Source organism: Streptomyces sp. NPDC088733, from assembly GCF_044751185.1.
Lineage (GTDB): Bacteria > Actinomycetota > Actinomycetes > Streptomycetales > Streptomycetaceae > Actinacidiphila.
This window is the reverse complement of record NZ_JBIVLH010000012.1, coordinates 213,312-227,311: the sequence shown is the minus strand read 5'-3', so window position 1 is coordinate 227,311 and position 14,000 is coordinate 213,312. Positions and strand designations below refer to the sequence as shown.

At 73.9% G+C, this 14,000-nt stretch carries 19 protein-coding genes; 4 read left to right on the top strand and 15 right to left on the bottom strand.

Annotation, left to right across the window (positions count from 1 at the left end; all coding sequences use genetic code 11):
- Positions 1–108 precede the first annotated feature (108 nt).
- Positions 109–1,194, bottom strand: a complete 1,086-nt coding sequence (locus ACIP64_RS23600) for an NAD(+)/NADH kinase (protein ID WP_401590054.1) — start codon at positions 1,192–1,194, stop codon at positions 109–111.
- Positions 1,195–2,133: 939 nt separating this feature from the next.
- A complete protein-coding gene (locus ACIP64_RS23595; protein WP_401590051.1) occupies positions 2,134–2,538 on the bottom strand; it encodes a hypothetical protein in 405 nt (134 codons plus the stop codon).
- Positions 2,539–2,702: 164 nt separating this feature from the next.
- Between ACIP64_RS23595 and ACIP64_RS23590 the strand changes: the two genes are divergently transcribed.
- Positions 2,703–3,107, top strand: coding sequence for an ACT domain-containing protein (locus ACIP64_RS23590; protein ID WP_360916903.1), 405 nt, complete (start codon positions 2,703–2,705; stop codon positions 3,105–3,107).
- Here ACIP64_RS23590 and ACIP64_RS23585 read toward each other — a convergent pair whose 3' ends face one another.
- From ACIP64_RS23585 to ACIP64_RS23550, 8 genes are read right to left on the bottom strand one after another with little or no spacing between them, the layout of a single operon-like run.
- Positions 3,108–3,518, bottom strand: coding sequence for a gas vesicle protein K (locus tag ACIP64_RS23585; protein WP_401590048.1), 411 nt, complete (start codon positions 3,516–3,518; stop codon positions 3,108–3,110).
- Positions 3,515–3,754 carry a gas vesicle protein gene (locus ACIP64_RS23580; protein WP_401590045.1) on the bottom strand — a complete coding sequence of 80 codons (240 nt, stop codon included), beginning with the start codon at positions 3,752–3,754 and terminating at the stop codon, positions 3,515–3,517. Before ACIP64_RS23580 ends, ACIP64_RS23585 begins: the two co-directional genes overlap by 4 nt.
- Positions 3,751–4,560 (bottom strand): GvpL/GvpF family gas vesicle protein, encoded by an 810-nt coding sequence (locus ACIP64_RS23575; RefSeq protein WP_401590042.1) that lies wholly within the window; start codon positions 4,558–4,560, stop codon positions 3,751–3,753. Before ACIP64_RS23575 ends, ACIP64_RS23580 begins: the two co-directional genes overlap by 4 nt.
- Positions 4,553–5,008, bottom strand: coding sequence for a gas vesicle protein (locus tag ACIP64_RS23570; RefSeq protein ID WP_401590039.1), 456 nt, complete (start codon positions 5,006–5,008; stop codon positions 4,553–4,555). The genes ACIP64_RS23575 and ACIP64_RS23570 overlap by 8 nt, the downstream gene beginning before the upstream one ends.
- A gap of 21 nt (positions 5,009–5,029) precedes the next feature.
- Positions 5,030–5,281, bottom strand: a complete 252-nt coding sequence (locus ACIP64_RS23565) for a gas vesicle protein GvpG (protein ID WP_401590036.1) — start codon at positions 5,279–5,281, stop codon at positions 5,030–5,032.
- A 25-nt stretch (positions 5,282–5,306) separates the two neighbouring features.
- Positions 5,307–6,020: a GvpL/GvpF family gas vesicle protein gene (locus tag ACIP64_RS23560; RefSeq protein ID WP_401590033.1), complete on the bottom strand. Its 714-nt coding sequence runs from the start codon at positions 6,018–6,020 to the stop codon at positions 5,307–5,309.
- 1 nt (position 6,021) lies between these two features.
- Positions 6,022–6,513: a gas vesicle structural protein GvpA gene (locus ACIP64_RS23555; protein ID WP_401590030.1), complete on the bottom strand. Its 492-nt coding sequence runs from the start codon at positions 6,511–6,513 to the stop codon at positions 6,022–6,024.
- Positions 6,514–6,535: 22 nt separating this feature from the next.
- On the bottom strand, positions 6,536–6,814 hold the full coding sequence (locus tag ACIP64_RS23550) for a gas vesicle protein (protein ID WP_360916879.1): 279 nt from the start codon (positions 6,812–6,814) through the stop codon (positions 6,536–6,538).
- Positions 6,815–6,942: 128 nt separating this feature from the next.
- Between ACIP64_RS23550 and ACIP64_RS23545 the strand changes: the two genes are divergently transcribed.
- The gene (locus ACIP64_RS23545; RefSeq protein ID WP_401590027.1) at positions 6,943–7,698 is read left to right on the top strand and encodes a histone protein; all 756 of its coding nucleotides are present in this window, start codon (positions 6,943–6,945) and stop codon (positions 7,696–7,698) included.
- Between the two features lie 3 nt (positions 7,699–7,701).
- Complete coding sequence (locus tag ACIP64_RS23540; protein WP_401590024.1) at positions 7,702–8,757, top strand: SRPBCC family protein; 1,056 nt, start codon at positions 7,702–7,704, stop codon at positions 8,755–8,757.
- A 7-nt stretch (positions 8,758–8,764) separates the two neighbouring features.
- Here the strand turns inward: ACIP64_RS23540 and ACIP64_RS23535 are convergent, their stop codons facing one another.
- Both ACIP64_RS23535 and ACIP64_RS23530 read right to left on the bottom strand, forming a co-directional pair.
- The gene (locus tag ACIP64_RS23535; RefSeq protein WP_401590021.1) at positions 8,765–9,148 is read right to left on the bottom strand and encodes a DUF4259 domain-containing protein; all 384 of its coding nucleotides are present in this window, start codon (positions 9,146–9,148) and stop codon (positions 8,765–8,767) included.
- Positions 9,149–9,153: 5 nt separating this feature from the next.
- On the bottom strand, positions 9,154–9,807 hold the full coding sequence (locus ACIP64_RS23530; protein WP_401590018.1) for a DUF1349 domain-containing protein: 654 nt from the start codon (positions 9,805–9,807) through the stop codon (positions 9,154–9,156).
- A gap of 113 nt (positions 9,808–9,920) precedes the next feature.
- On the opposite strand from ACIP64_RS23530, the gene ACIP64_RS23525 reads away from it, so the two are divergent.
- Positions 9,921–11,639 (top strand): GAF domain-containing protein, encoded by a 1,719-nt coding sequence (locus ACIP64_RS23525; protein WP_401590015.1) that lies wholly within the window; start codon positions 9,921–9,923, stop codon positions 11,637–11,639.
- A gap of 32 nt (positions 11,640–11,671) precedes the next feature.
- On the opposite strand, the gene ACIP64_RS23520 is transcribed toward ACIP64_RS23525, so the two are convergent.
- The 3 genes from ACIP64_RS23520 to ACIP64_RS23510 all read right to left on the bottom strand — a co-directional run bounded on the left by ACIP64_RS23520 (position 11,672) and on the right by ACIP64_RS23510 (position 13,955).
- Complete coding sequence (locus ACIP64_RS23520; RefSeq protein ID WP_401590012.1) at positions 11,672–12,556, bottom strand: hypothetical protein; 885 nt, start codon at positions 12,554–12,556, stop codon at positions 11,672–11,674.
- 145 nt (positions 12,557–12,701) lie between these two features.
- The gene (locus ACIP64_RS23515; protein WP_401590009.1) at positions 12,702–13,409 is read right to left on the bottom strand and encodes a response regulator; all 708 of its coding nucleotides are present in this window, start codon (positions 13,407–13,409) and stop codon (positions 12,702–12,704) included.
- A gap of 84 nt (positions 13,410–13,493) precedes the next feature.
- Positions 13,494–13,955, bottom strand: a complete 462-nt coding sequence (locus ACIP64_RS23510; RefSeq protein ID WP_401590006.1) for a Crp/Fnr family transcriptional regulator — start codon at positions 13,953–13,955, stop codon at positions 13,494–13,496.
- Between the last annotated feature and the right edge of the window lie 45 nt (positions 13,956–14,000).

Here is a 14,000-nt window from a genome sequence, read left to right as displayed (position 1 = left end):
CCCGGGTGTGGTCGCGTCCCCCAGAACAGCCTGCGGAGGCCCGCCGCGCCGGACAACCGGGGATAGGCCGCCGGAGTGGAAGGCACGCCGGCCCGACCGGGACCGCCGTCAGTGCTTCGGGCCGGCGTCCGCGCTCTTGTCCGGGGGCGGCGGCAGCCGCAGTCCGGCCAGGTCCGGCGGGACGGGCTGGTCGGGCCGGATGAGGGGGGCGGCCATGCCGTCGGCGACCGCGGCGGGCGCGTCGCTCAGCCGGAAGCGGTCGCGGACCCGGCGGTAGAAGTCCGTGGGGCCGAGCCGGATCAGGCGCAGCCGGTGCCGGCCGCGGTACACGGCGACCCAGTCCCCGGGGTCCACCACGCCGCGCAACTGGCCGTCGATACTGACCGCGACACGCCCCGAACGGGCCAGCACGCGGATGGCGACGGACTCGTCCGGAGCCGCCACCATCGTCCGGTCGAACGCCATGTGGGGCGCCACCGGCGTGAAGACCACGGCGTCCATGTGCGGGGAGACGACGGGGCCGCCGGCGGCGAAGCTGTACGCGGTGGAACCGGTGGGCGTCGCCGCGATGATCGCGTCGGCGGAGTACGAGGCGAACAGCCGCCCGGCCAGGTACACCGCCACGCTCGCCTGCCGGTCCCGGGCGAGCTTCTCGAAGACGATGTCGTTGACCGCGTTGATGTTCATGGGCACGCCCCACCCGACGTCCACGGGGTCGCCCGGCCGCACGCTCGGCGAGGGCAGCGTCGGCCCGCGCCCGTACCGCAGCAGCGACTCGATGCCCTCGGGGACCTCCAGCGGGCGCGAGGCGCGGAGCGTGAGCGTCATCCGGTCCTCGACGGTGGCCCGGTCCTCGGCGACCGCGTCCAGCGCCTCCGTGACGTCCTCCACGCAGACCTCGGTGAGAAAACCGACCCGGCCCAGGTCCACGCCGAGCACGGGGGCGCCGCAGGCCGCCGCCACCCGGGCGCCGCGCAGGAAGGTGCCGTCGCCGCCGAGCGTGACGATGAGGTCCGGATAGCCCGCCGTCTTCGCCTCCTCCCGGCCGCTGTGGCGCGGCCGGTCCTGCCGCCAGATGTCGATCTCGACGGCGGGCACGTCGCGCTCCGCGCACCAGCGGTGCACCGTCGCGGCCGCCTCGACGGCCTCCGGACGCCCCTCGTGGACGATCATGCCGACCCGGCTCACCGGCATTGCGCACTCCTTCGGCTGGCTCGGCTCGTGCGCCCCGGTGCCCGGGTCCGCGCGAAGCGACCGCCGGGTCCGCGGTGGCGGTGCCCACCGGGGTGGTGCGCACCGCTTCCAGCATGGCGACTCCCGGCCCGATCGGCAGCGGGAGAGCGGCGGGCCGCCGCGTGCGCCGTGGGCGCCTCCGAGCTCACCGGCGGCCCGTACCTTCGTGCGGGCCCGATCGGAGGCCGGAGCGGTCGTGGTGTCCTGCGCTCCAGCGGCGCGGTGTGCTCGCCGTCTCTGCGCGCCGACCCGGTGCGCGGGCGTTCCGCACTGTCGGGCACCGCTGCGGGCGTGGTGACTTCTGGCCTGATCGGCCGGGGAGGGGTGGCGCAGTGCAGCCGGGTGTGGTGCGGGGGCGTCCGCCGCCGGGCTGACCTTGTGCGGGTGGCAGGGCGGCGGGAGCGCCGGCGGCGCATCGTGGGGGCCGCATCGGCGACCCGTGGACGCTCGGGTCGACCCGGCTCGCTGGCATTCCGTGCACAAGCGGGTCCCGGCGCCCGCCGGGGTGGTCCCCCCCCCGGCCGTTGGCATCGCGCCTCGTGGCCTGCGGCGGCGTGCTCGCGCGGAGCGCTCCAGCGTGTCGATCCCGACGGCGCGCGCGTCGCACGCCGGCGGTGCAGCGTGGCGTCCGCGTCGACGTGCCCACCGGCTTGACGGTGTTCCGCACCCAGGTGCCGGCGGTGGGGGTGCCGCCAGGGCGGCGGGCGACCGGGTGTCGATCCCGACGGCGGGCACGTCGCGCTCCCCCCGCCGGTGGCGCATGGTGGGGGCCGCGTCGACTTGCCGGCCCGGTTCACCGGGGTTCCGCGCCCACGTGGGTCCCGGTCCGGGCGGTGCGGGGCGGCCACCGGGGTCGCCCCGACATATGCCGGCCCGGTTCACCGGCATGCATGCCGCCCGCTAGAAGGTGACGCTCCGCCAGGAGACCGGTACGCCGTCGCCGTCGGACCAGCCCAGGACCAGGCGCCGGTGCTCGGTGTGCGTCAGCATCTGCGTGCGGGTCCACGCCGAGCCGCACTGCGCGCCGATCTGCTGCCCCGGCTCCAGCACCGTCTCCCGGGTCCGGGACGGGGCGTCGTCGGCCTGGAGGAACACGCATCCCGGGTCGTTCACCGTCTTCGTGACCAGTGCGTCCACGTCCCAGCCGGTGCCCTGCGGGGTGACCGTGATCGTGGCGAAGCCGACCTTGTCCGGTTCGGTGAGTTCGAGGCGGGTGGTGCCGCCGCCGCCCGACCGCGGCTGCCATCCGTCGGCGGCCCCGGCGGCCGGCGCCAGCGCGAGCAGCCCCGACGACACGATCGACACGACAGTCCCAGCGACCCGGCTTCTGCGCACAGCGGCCCTCCATTGCGTCCGTCCGGCCGCCGTGCGGCGGCAGGCCCCTCATCCAAACCCGCGGGGCGCCCGGGCCCGGGGGCGCGGCGCGCGGACCGGCCGGTGCGATCACCCGTCCGGCATAGGGTGTGATCATGAGCGGAGAGACGGATCTGCGGAAACTGCTGAGCGGTATGCGCCCGGAGGCGGGCCGGGAACGGCATGTCTTCACCACCCTGCCCCCCGGGAGTGCTGTGCCGGACGGTGTGACGCCGGTCGTCACCGTCGCCGAGGAGGAGGGACTGACCCTCGTCCTGCCGCAGGAGCAGGCGGACGCGGCGGGCCTCGGCTACGGGTACGTGGCGGGAAGGATCACCCTGCGCGTGCACTCCGCGCTGGAGGCGGTCGGGCTGACGGCGGCCGTCGCCCGGGAGCTCGCCGACGCGGGCCTGAGCTGCAACGTTGTGGCGGGCTTCCACCACGACCACCTCTTCGTGCCGTACGAGCGCCTGGACGAGGCGGTCGCGGTGCTGGCGGACCTGGCGCGGCGCTCGGGCTGATCACTCCTCGGCGTCCGGCGGCAGCAGCGTGCCGAGCGGACCGAGGTCCAGGTTGAGGTCGCGCATCGTCAGGCCGTACTGGGCGCACAGATCGGTCATGCGGTCGTGGAGGATCATGAGGGTGGCGCCGAGGCGCTCCTCCTCGTCCTCGGTGAGGTCGCCCGCGTCGACCCGGCGCAGCGCCTGGCGCTCCATGAGCTGCCGCAGCAGTTCGACGAGGGTGAGCACCAGCCGCACCAGGTCCCGCTCGACGGTGTCGGGGTCGGCGCGCACCCGCCGGGCGGGGCGTGGCGGCGCGCCCGGCGCGGGCGGCGGGGGCGTGTCCTCCGGCAGCGCGGGCAGCAGCCGGAAGGCGCGGGCGGCCGCGTCGGCGACCTCGCCGAGCCGGTCGGAGGGCACCCCGGAGCTCACGGCCGCGTCCCGTCGGCCGGCGGCGGCGGTGCGGAACCGGCAAAGGGGGAGGGGTTCTTGGCGCCGATGGAGACGACCAGTGCGCGCAGCGAGACGCGTACCAGGTCGATGTCGGCGATGGACAGCACCACGTCCCCGGTGAGCACCACGCCCCCGCTCAGCAGCCGGTCCAGCAGGTCGATGAGCGCGACCTGCCGCTGCGGCAGCGGGTCCCCGCCCCGCGCGGGAACGCTCATGACGGCGCGCCCTCGGGGACGGCGGCGAAGGAGTACGGGGCCCAGGGCCCGGTGATGTCGACCCGCACGCCGGTCAGCCCCGCGGCGGCGTCCTGGACCCGGACGCGGAAGGACTCCGCCCGGTCCCGGGCGACCAGATAGGCGTCGTTGACCACGTTCTCCCCGGCGTCGCCGGCCAGTTCGCCCTGCTGGACGCGGTGCCGCGCGTGGTCGGCGGCCAGTTCGCGGCCGATCGCCGCCACGCGCTGCTCGGCCCGGCGGGCGTTGCGGTGGGCGTCCTCGCGGGCGTGCCGCTGCACCCCCCGGGCCCGCAGGTAGGCGCGTCCGGGGCTCAGGTCCCCCGCGGGCGCGGCGGAGGCAGCCGCCCCCGCGGGGTCGTCCTCCACGTAGATCTTGACGCCCCACTCCAGGTGCCCGTCGAGCCGGTCCAGGCACGCCGTGAACATCGCGCCGCAGTCCCCCAGTACGTCCCGGACGCGGGCCTCGTCGAGGTACACCGTGGCGAGTCGCAGCGGGAGCACCGTCGCCGCCGCGGACAGCTCCTCGATCACGGTGTGATGAGCGCGCGCAACGGACTCCAGCCACTCCAGGTCCTCCAAGTGCCGCCGCAGCGCGCCCTCCTGGAAGTCCGCCGCGGGCACCGCGCTGACGGCCGCCGCCAGTTGGGCCCCGGGCGGCCCGGACACCAGGCGCACCGGGGCACCCGCCACCCCGGTCAGGTCCGCCCGTACGCGCTCCGGCGGGACGGAGTCCTCGCGCAGCACGGCGTACGCGTACTCCACGCGGTCGTGCCCGGCGTCACTCATCGTCGGTCGCTCTCCTGCGGCGCGCGGTGGCCGGCCGCTCGGCTGCCGTTCGGCGCGGGCGGGCGGCGGGCTTCCGTTCGCGTGCGGCGGCGGGCGCGGCGGGCAGTTCCCGCTCCTCCCGCAGCGCCTCGATCTCCGCGCGCAGGCGCCTGTTCTCGTCCGCGAGGGACTTCTCCCCGCCGGCGCGGGAGGACAGCGAGGGATCGTGCTCCCACCAGTCGATCCCCATCTCCTTGGCCTTGTCGACCGAGGCGACGATCAATCGGAGCTTGATGGTGAGCAGTTCGATGTCGAGCAGGTTGATCTTGATGTCCCCCGCGATGACGATGCCCTTGTCGAGGACGCGCTCCAGGATGTCGGCGAGGTTCGCGGAGGAGCCCTGGCCGTACGGGGCGTAGGGCGACTGCGCCCGCGTGGGGTACGAGCCGAGCCTGTCGGGGTCCGTCATACGGCCACCTCCGTCTCCGCCTCAGTTCCCGGCGCCCCTGCGGTGTGCGGTGATCTCCTCGAGGCGGTCCAGCAGTTCGTCCTCGCGGGCCTCGAAGGTCTCCTCGTCGATCCGTCCGGCGAGCAGTTCCTTCTCCAGCGCGCCGAGTTGCCGTTCCACCGGCCCGGGGTCGTAGTACTCCTCCTCGGCCGCCTCCTTGACGCGTTCCACGACCCAGACCACGCCGCGGACGGGCGCCAGGGGCAGGCCGAACAGTCCGGTGACGAGTCCCACGGCACACCCCTTTCCTGCGCGTTCCTCAGACGAAGCTGTACGGCGGCAGCGGCCCGCGCAGCCGCAGGTCGCACTCGTCGCCCAGCTGGTTGGCGAGGCTGAGCTGCGTGGCGAGGAACATCTCCTCCTGGCCCTCCTCCACCAGGAAGGACACGCTGAGGAAGTCCTGCCCGGTGGGCGGTACCGAGTCGTCCTCCCGGGCGAACGGGCGCAGCGCCTCGACGATGCCCGCGCCGAGCGCGCGCTGGCGCGCCTCGACCTCGCGGCTGATCAGCTCGCCGAGGGCGAGCGGCATCTCGGGGGTGCCGGAGCCGTCCCGGATCTGCTTGTTGAGCCGTGCCGCCTCCTCCGACTCGACCAGGATGCGGCGCAGCAGCGCCTCCTCCTCCCAGGAGACCTTCAGGTGGTACTCGGCGCATCCCTCCAGCGCATCGAGCCGGCCGCGGTACTCCTCGGCGCGCTCGTCCAGCGCGGTGCGCACGGTGTCGTCGTCGGGGGCGGTCAGGCCGAACCGCAGCGGCAGGACGGGGCCGTCGGCCATCAGCCGCTCCTGGACCTCCTGATGGGCCAGGACGTCGCGCCGGCGGGGACGCAGGTCCTCGGGCGCGTCGCTGACGACGGCGCTCAGCGCGGCGGTGGTCACGGTGCGCAGCTCACCGGGCGGCTTGCCGACGCCGTGGAGGCCGTCGAGGTTCGTCGGATGCGCCTTCGAGATGATGGAGTAGACGTAGACGGACATGTCATTCCCTCTCCCGGTGGGCGCTCCGCTTGGCCGGGCGGCGCCGCCTCGCTCGGGGTTCCTCCTCGTACTCGGCCTCCTCCTGGGCCGCGTCCTCGTCGTCCTCCTCGTCCTCGTCGTCCTCCTCGTCCTCGTCGCCCCCGCCGCCCTTCAGCGTGTCGGTGACGGCTTCGACGGCACCGCTCAGGGCGCCCTTGGACTTGCCCTTGGCGCCGCCCTCGGTGATCTCGCCCACGATGTCGGTGAGCTGGGTCGGCTGCTTGCGGCCGGACTCCAGGTCGAGGCGGTTGCACGCCTCCGCGAAGCGCAGATACGTGTCCACGCTGGCGACCACGATGCGGGCGTCGATCTTGAGGATCTCGATGCCGACGAGCGACACCCGGACGAAGACGTCGATGACGAGGCCGCGGTCGAGGATCAGCTCCAGGACGTCGTACAGACTGCCCGAGCCGCCGCCCGACACACCGCCGGCGCCCTGCGGCACCACGGTCATGGTGCCTCCCTTCAGCGCCCCCTCAGACGCGTCGGTCGATCTGCCCGCGGGCGTAACGCCGTGTCCGCTCGTACGAGACGAGCCCGCCCTCCTCGTCGAGGCTCACGTGGTAGGTCGCCATGACGCTGGTGGTCGCCGGAACGCGTTCCAGTTCCAGGACCTCGACGTCGGCCTCCCAGCCGTCCTCGGTCGGTTTCACCGCGGACACCGACTCGGGCTGCCGCCCGAGGAGTTCGGTGAGCTGCTCGGCCGCCGAACGCATGGCCCACGCGGCGGAGGGCTTGCGGGGCCGTCGGGTCATGTCGTCCCCTTCGGTCGTTGCCGCCGCCGTGCTTCGAGCGGCGCCACCCCGGCAAGCAAACGTACTATTTCAGCATATAGCCACAGTCGTGCGCGGCGACACGATCGCCGACCGGAAGGGAACGACTGATGAAGGATTCGACCAAGATGGCTCTCGCCGCCGGGATGGCCGGTGGTTATGTGCTCGGCCGGACCAAGAAGGCCAGGCTCGCCTTTGGACTCGCGACGTATCTCGCGGGCCGCCGCTTCGGTCTCGAACCGCAACAACTGCTCACCGAGGGTGTTCGCCGGCTCAAGGAACTGCCTCAGTTCGAGGACCTCAACGACCAACTGCGCGGCGAACTGATGGACGCGGGCCGCCAGGCGCTGTCCGCGGCCGCCGACCGCCGGCTGGCCGATCTCGCGGAGTCACTGCACGACCGCACCGCGCGCATCGGCGGGAAGTCCGGTCCGTCCGGCAAGGGCCGCCGCGACGAGGACGAGGCCGAGGACACGGACACGGACGAGGAAGCGGAGGAGGAGTACGAGCCCGAGGAGGACGAGGAGGGAGCCGAGGACCGGGAGGACGAGGAGCCGGAGGGCGCGGAGGAATCCGCCAAGAGGCCCGCCGGCAAGCGGGCACCGGGGCGCAGCCGCCACCGCCGTCCCGCGAAGCGGCCGGCGGCGAAGCGCGCACCGGAGGAGAAGTCCGGGGCCAAGAAGGCGCAGCCGACGCGGAAGTCCACCGCCAAGAAGGCCGCGCCGCCCCCGCGCAAGCAGGCGGCGAAGAAGCCGGCCGCCAAGAAGGCGGCGGCGAAGAAGACCGCACCCAGTCGCGGCGGCGCCAAGAAGACGGCCGCGAAGAAGACGCCGGCCAAGAAGGCGTCGTCGGCACGGCGGAGGTAGGCCATGGCCAGGACGGCACAGCACAGCCCGAACGGACATGCCTCGGGTCTGGACCAGTTGCGCGAGGAGATGGTCCATTTCCTGGGCGCGCAGGTGGAGAACCTGGCGGAGAAGGCGGGCGACAAAGTCGCGGGTCTCACCGACCAGTTGCGCGACGTGGCCGAGAACGACGGTGTCCTGCCCAAGGCCGGGCTGCGCATCCTCCAGGGGGAGTCGCCGCTGAAGGCCTTCGTGGGCGAGAAGGCCAAGAGCATGGGGGGAGGCATCCTCGACAAGGCCAAGCAGGCCTTCGGCATGGGCAAGGGGCGCAAGTCGGGGACGACGAAGGTGATGAACATCGTCGAGTCCCTCGACGTCGGCGTACCGGTCCGCTTCGCCTACGACCACTGGACGCAGTACGAGAAGTTCAGCACCTTCACCAAGGGCGTGCGCAGCGTCTCCAAGGGCGAGGACGCCACCAGCGACTGGAAGGTCAAGGTGGGTCCGTCCACGCGCGGCTGGAAGGCCACCGTCCAGGAGCAGGTCCCGGACGAGCGCATCGTCTGGAGCTCCGAGGGCGCCAAGGGCACCACGCGCGGCTGCGTCAGCTTCCACGAGATCACTCCGACGCTGACCCGCATCGTGCTCGTGGTCGAGTACTACCCTTCCGGCTTCTTCGAGAAGACCGGCAACATCTGGCGCGCCCAAGGCCGCCGTCTGCGGCTCGACTTCAAGCACTTCCAGCGGTACGTCACCCTCACCGACGAGGAGCCCGAGGGCTGGCGGGGCGAGATCCAGGACGGGGAGGTCGTGCGGACCCACGAGGAGGCGCTGGAGGACGAGGAGGCGGAGTCCGACGAGGCGGCCGACGAGTACGACGACGGCGAGTACCCCGAGGACGACGAGGAGTACGACGAGGACACCGAAGCCGAGGACGCCGAGGACGCCGAGGACGCCGACGAGGCCGACGACTACGAGGCCGACGAGGCCGACGAGTACGAGGACGACGGCGAGGAAGCCGAGGACGAGTACGAGGACGAGGAAGAGGAGGAACCGGAGTACGAGGAGGCCCGTCGCTGACGTGCCGTCACCTGGTGTGCCCCGACCGCCGTTCCGCCACCTCCACCAGCGCGTCGAACGTGCCCACCAGCACCTCCCGCCGCCGCGCGCGGTAGTCCGCCCCCGGCTCCAGGTCGTCGACCGCTTCGTCCCACACGGCGAGGTAGCGGGCCTTCCACGTCCGGAGCGTCGCCGCCTCGGGCAGAGTCGTCCCCGCCCAGCCGCGGGTGGCGAGCAGGTGCAGCAGTTCCAGGTTGCAGGGCACCGCCACACCCCAGTACTCGTCCGGTTCGAGCTCTGACGGGTCGCCCTCCATGGCCTGGGCGACCTCGGCGGCCAACCGGTCGGTGAGCAGGCCGAGATGGTCCGCCGCCGTGTCCTCGTCGAAGTTCCCCGTGCCCCAGCTCCCCACCGCCCTCAGCTCTCCGCGTCGGCGTGCAGCGAGGCGTCCGCGGGCCCCTGGACGAACCGGGTGAACCGTACGCGCAGTCCGGCCCGCTCGGGCGAGCAGCAGAAGGGGCCCGCCGAGGCCTCCGCCTCCGGGGCGAGCGGTGCCAGCCGCACCATGCGCCACGGCTCGGCGTCGCACCGCGCCCTGATCGTCACCGCGTCGCCGTCCCGGCTGGCCCGCACGGTGACCTCGCGGCCCTTCCACTCGGGCACGGGGGCCAGGGACCAGTCCGACCGGCCGTGCGTGACCACGGCGCCGAGATGCGGTACGCCGTCCGACATCTCCACACCGGCCTTGATCCACGTCGCGGCGTCGACGCGGATCATGAGGCCCGCCTGGTCGTACAGGGTGTCGAAGTCCGCGACGAAGGTCACTTCGACGGCGCCGGAGCCGGGACCCGGACCCGGACCCGGACCCGGACCCGTACCGGTACCGGGGTCACGGGGGAAGGGAGCCAGCAGCGCGTGTCCGTCGTCGCGGACGAAGCCGTAGCTCGTGGTGCGCCAGAAGTCGCTGCGGTCACGCGTGGTGACCAGCAGTCCCTCGGCGTCGGATCGGGCCTCCAGCGGCGGGTTGAGCCACACGGCCTCGTCCCAGCCGATCGCACGGTGATCGTTCATGGGGTGAGTCTGCCCGTACCGCCCCGCCCGGGGCCAGGGGTCGACGCCGCGCCGCCGGACGCCGAGGTGAGGACAATGGCTGTGGGGAGCCACCGTGCCTGATGGAGGAATCCATGGGGATGGAGCCCGACAAGGGTCAGGAGCGCCTGCCGCGGCTGCAGCTGGACGAACTGCTGGACGAGTTGCAGATTCGGATCGATGCCGTGCGCGGGACGCGGGACCGTGTGCACAGCCTGCTGCAGGCCGTGCTGTCGGTGGGGCGCGAGCTGGATCTGCCGCAGGTGCTGCGCCGGATCGTGGAGGCCGCGGTCGTCCTCGTGGACGCGGAGTACGGCGCGCTCGGGGTCATCGGGGGCGAGGACCGGCTGTCGCAGTTCCTTCCGGTGGGTGTCGCGGACGCGGACATCGAGAAGATCGGCCCGCTGCCGTCCGGCCACGGCATCCTCGGCGAGCTGATCCGCCACCCCGAGCCGCTGCGGCTGGAGGAGATCTCCGAGCACCCCGTCTCGTACGGCTTCCCGGCCGACCACCCGCCGATGCACTCCTTCCTCGGCGTCCCGATCCGGGTCCGCGACGAGGTGTTCGGCAACCTGTACCTGACCGAGAAACGCGGCGGCAAGGAGTTCGACGGCGAGGACGAGGCCATGCTGTCGACGCTCGCGGTCGCCGCCGGCGTCGCCATCGACAACGCCCGGCTGTACGAGGAGGCCCGGTCCCGGCAGCGCTGGCTGGAGGCGAACGCGGAGATCACCGCCAGTCTGCTGTCCGGCGCCGAGGAGTCCCGGGTGCTGGAGCTGATCGTTGAGCACGCCCGGCGCATCCTGGGCGCCGACCTGGGCGTGATGGCGCTGCCCGTCGAGGGGACCGGCGACGTCCGGATGGCCATCGCCACCGGGATCGACGCGGGCGCGCACGCCGGGCTGGTGCTGCCGCGCCGGGGTTCGTTCGTCGGCGCGGCGATGGCGGCGGGGGAGCCGATCATCAGCGCCGAGGTCGGCCAGGACCCGAGGATCACGACCGGCCCGCCCCGCTTCGCCGGGCTGGGACCGGCCGTCGCCGTGCCGATGAGCACCAGCGAGGGCGTGCGCGGCGCGCTGCTGCTGGCCCGGGCCCAGGGCGAGCCGGCCTTCACCGAGATCGAGACGGCACCGCTGACGGACTTCGCGGGGGCTGCGGCGCTCGCGATGGAACTGGCGGAGCGGCGCCGCTCCGCCGAGCAGCTGGCCCGGCTGGAGGACCGCGACCGCATCGCGCGCGATCTGCACGACCTGGCCATCCAGCGGCTGTTCGCGACCGGCATGACGCTGCAGAGCGCGGTCCGCTTCGTCGACCACCCGCAGGCGAGCGAGCGGCTGCTGCGCGCGGTGGACGACCTGGACGAGACGATCAAGATCATCCGGTCCACGATCTTCGGCCTGCGCGCGCACGACGCCGGTCCGGGCCGCAAGGGCCTGCGGGTACGGGTCGCGGGGGCGGTGGAGCGGGCGGTGCCCGCGCTCGGGTTCACCCCGGCGCTGCGGATGGAGGGACTGATCGACACCGATGTGCCGGTCCAGGTCGCCGAGAACGTGGTCGCCGTGCTGGGGGAGGCGCTGTCGAACGTGGCCCGGCACGCCAGGGCCCGCTGCGCGGAGGTGTCCCTGGTCGTCGGCGACGGCGCGCTGACCCTGACGGTGGCCGACGACGGCATCGGCATCCCCGAGGGCGCCTGCCGCAGCGGGCTGGTCAATCTCGTGGACCGGGCGGAGAAGTTCGGCGGCTCGCTGCGCCTGGAGGTCCCCGAACGGGGAGGCACCCGCCTGGTCTGGCGGGTCCCGCTCGCCCCGGACTGACCGCGGCCCGCCCGGAGCCGCCTCGTGGCGTGTCAGTTCACCGCGGCCACGGCGTGACCGGGACCGCGCGGCGCGGTCCCCGGCCGCAGCGGCCCGTACCCCAGCCGCACCAGCATCTGCACATGTCCCGGGCCGGACTCCGCGCTGCGCAGGGCGCGCCGCAGGTCGGGGTAGTCCAGTGCCTGGTGCAGCAGCGCGGCCCGCACCCGCTGCGCGGCGGCCGCGAGCAGGACGTGTTCCAGGGCCTGTCCCGCGCGCAGCCAGTCGGCGGGGTCGTCGAGGGGCGTGGTCAGGACGGCGACCAGCGGGAACCGGCCGTCACCGGGCGCGGAGGGGGGTTCGTCCACCGGCGGCCACCGGACCGCCACCCCGTCGGCCGCGCCGCGCCGGTCGGCGTCCTCCGTCAGCCGCAGCAGCCGCCGGGTCTCCGCCGCGTGCGGCAGGCTCAGCGCCGCTCCCTCGGCGTGGGCGGCGTCGACGAGCCCCAGCACGACCCCTCCCGGCGGACGGTGCACCGGCCACGAGGGCGCGCCGTCGCGGCGGCTCCACAACGCGCCGTACAGATCGGCGCGAGACGCCTCGGGGGCGCGCGCCGGCGCGGTCAGCCGCACGGTGGCGTACAGACCGGGATCGTCGGGGGACGGCAGCAGGCGGACCTGCGGCTCCCAGCCGAAGTGGGTCACGGCGACCCGCAGATTGAACAGTGCCGCCCCGACGGAGACGTGCACGGCCCGCAGGGCGTCCTCGCCCGCCGCGTCCGGCGGGTGGTCCTCCGCGCCGACGCCCCGCACGTGCAGGGTGGCCGTGTCCGGGTCCAGGCGGTACCGCCACGGCCGCCGGCTGTGGCAGGCGGGGGCGGCGACCGCGGCGGAGATCAGCTTCTCCAGGGTCGTGCCGTCGAGCGTGTCGGTCCTCATCGTGCTGCCTCCCGGCCAGGCGCCTGCGACCATGCTGCGCCCCCGCGCGGCGCCGGGGGAGGGTCCGCAGGGTTCCGCCGGGGGACCGTCCGGCCCCATCGGGTGTGCCCGGCCGGACCGGCCGGACCGCCCGCGGGCGCGGCGTTCAGTGGTGCGATTCGGGGGGCGGCGATCCCTCGGGGCGGTGCTGCGTGGCGAGGACGGCGGCCTGGATGCGGCGTTCGACGCCGAGCTTGCCGAGGAGCCGCGAGATGTGGTTCTTCACGGTCTTCTCGGACACGAAGAGCCGCTGCGCGATCTCGCGGTTGGTCAGGCCCTCGCCGACCAGGTCCAGGATCTCCAGCTCCCGCGGCGAGAGCGCCGCCAGCGCGTCGTCGTGCGGGGCCGGGGACGGCTCGTCGTGGGCGCGGAGGCTCTCCATCAGCCGGGCCGTCGTCGCCGGGTCCAGCATCGACTGGCCGGAGGCCACCGTACGCACCGCCGCCAGCAGGTCGGACCCCTTGATCTGCTTCAGGACGTAGCCGGCGGCACCGGCCATGATCGCGTCCAGCAGCGCGTCGTCGTCGTCGAACGAGGTCAGCATCAGGCAGGCCAGGCCGGGCATCACGGAGCGCAGTTCCCGGCAGACCGTGATGCCGTCGCCGTCGGGGAGCCGCACGTCCAGGATGGCCACATGGGGGCGCAGCGCCGGGCCGCGGGCCACGGCGTGGTCGACCGAGCCCGCCTCGCCGACCACCTCCATGTCGGTCTCGGCGTCGATCAGGTCGTGGAGGCCCCGCCGGACCACCTCGTGGTCGTCGACCAGGAAGACCCTGATCGGCGCCCGCGGTGAGAACTCCCGCACCTCGGTCATACGCCCTCCCGGCTGCCGTCTCGCGTGCCCGGCCGTCCCCCCGATCGTCGCCGATCGGCGCCGGCCGTCATAGCGCCGAACGGGTCACCGCCCGCCACCGCTGCCCTGGGGCCCATAGAGGTCGAGCAGGCGGGTGCGGGTGCCCTGGAGCCGGTGCGTGACGATCTCCGCGACGCGGCGGGCGACGGCGTACCCGAGGGCCGGGTCCGCCTCGCACAGCGCCCGCACGGCCCCCGCGTCGTACTCCTCGGCGGTGACGAGGTTGCGGGACTGCGCCCCCAGGTGCCAGGTGTAGGGCGCGAACAGCCAGGAGCAGCCGAGCAGGTCGCCGGGGCCCAGTGTCTCCACCTGGGCCGCCCGGCGGCCGGGCACGTGCAGGTCGAGCGCGACCGACCCGGCGCTGATCACCCAGAAGCGGTCGGCCCGGCGGCCCTCCTCGAAGATCCGCGTCCCCGCCGGGAAGGACACCTCGTGGCCGAGTTCCGTCAGGAGGTCGCGTGCCTCCGGCGGCAGCGCGCCCAGCAGGCCCCTCGTGGTGATGGTCACGGCGGTCTCCTTCGTCGGTCGCGGGCGCGGTCGGAACGAACGGCG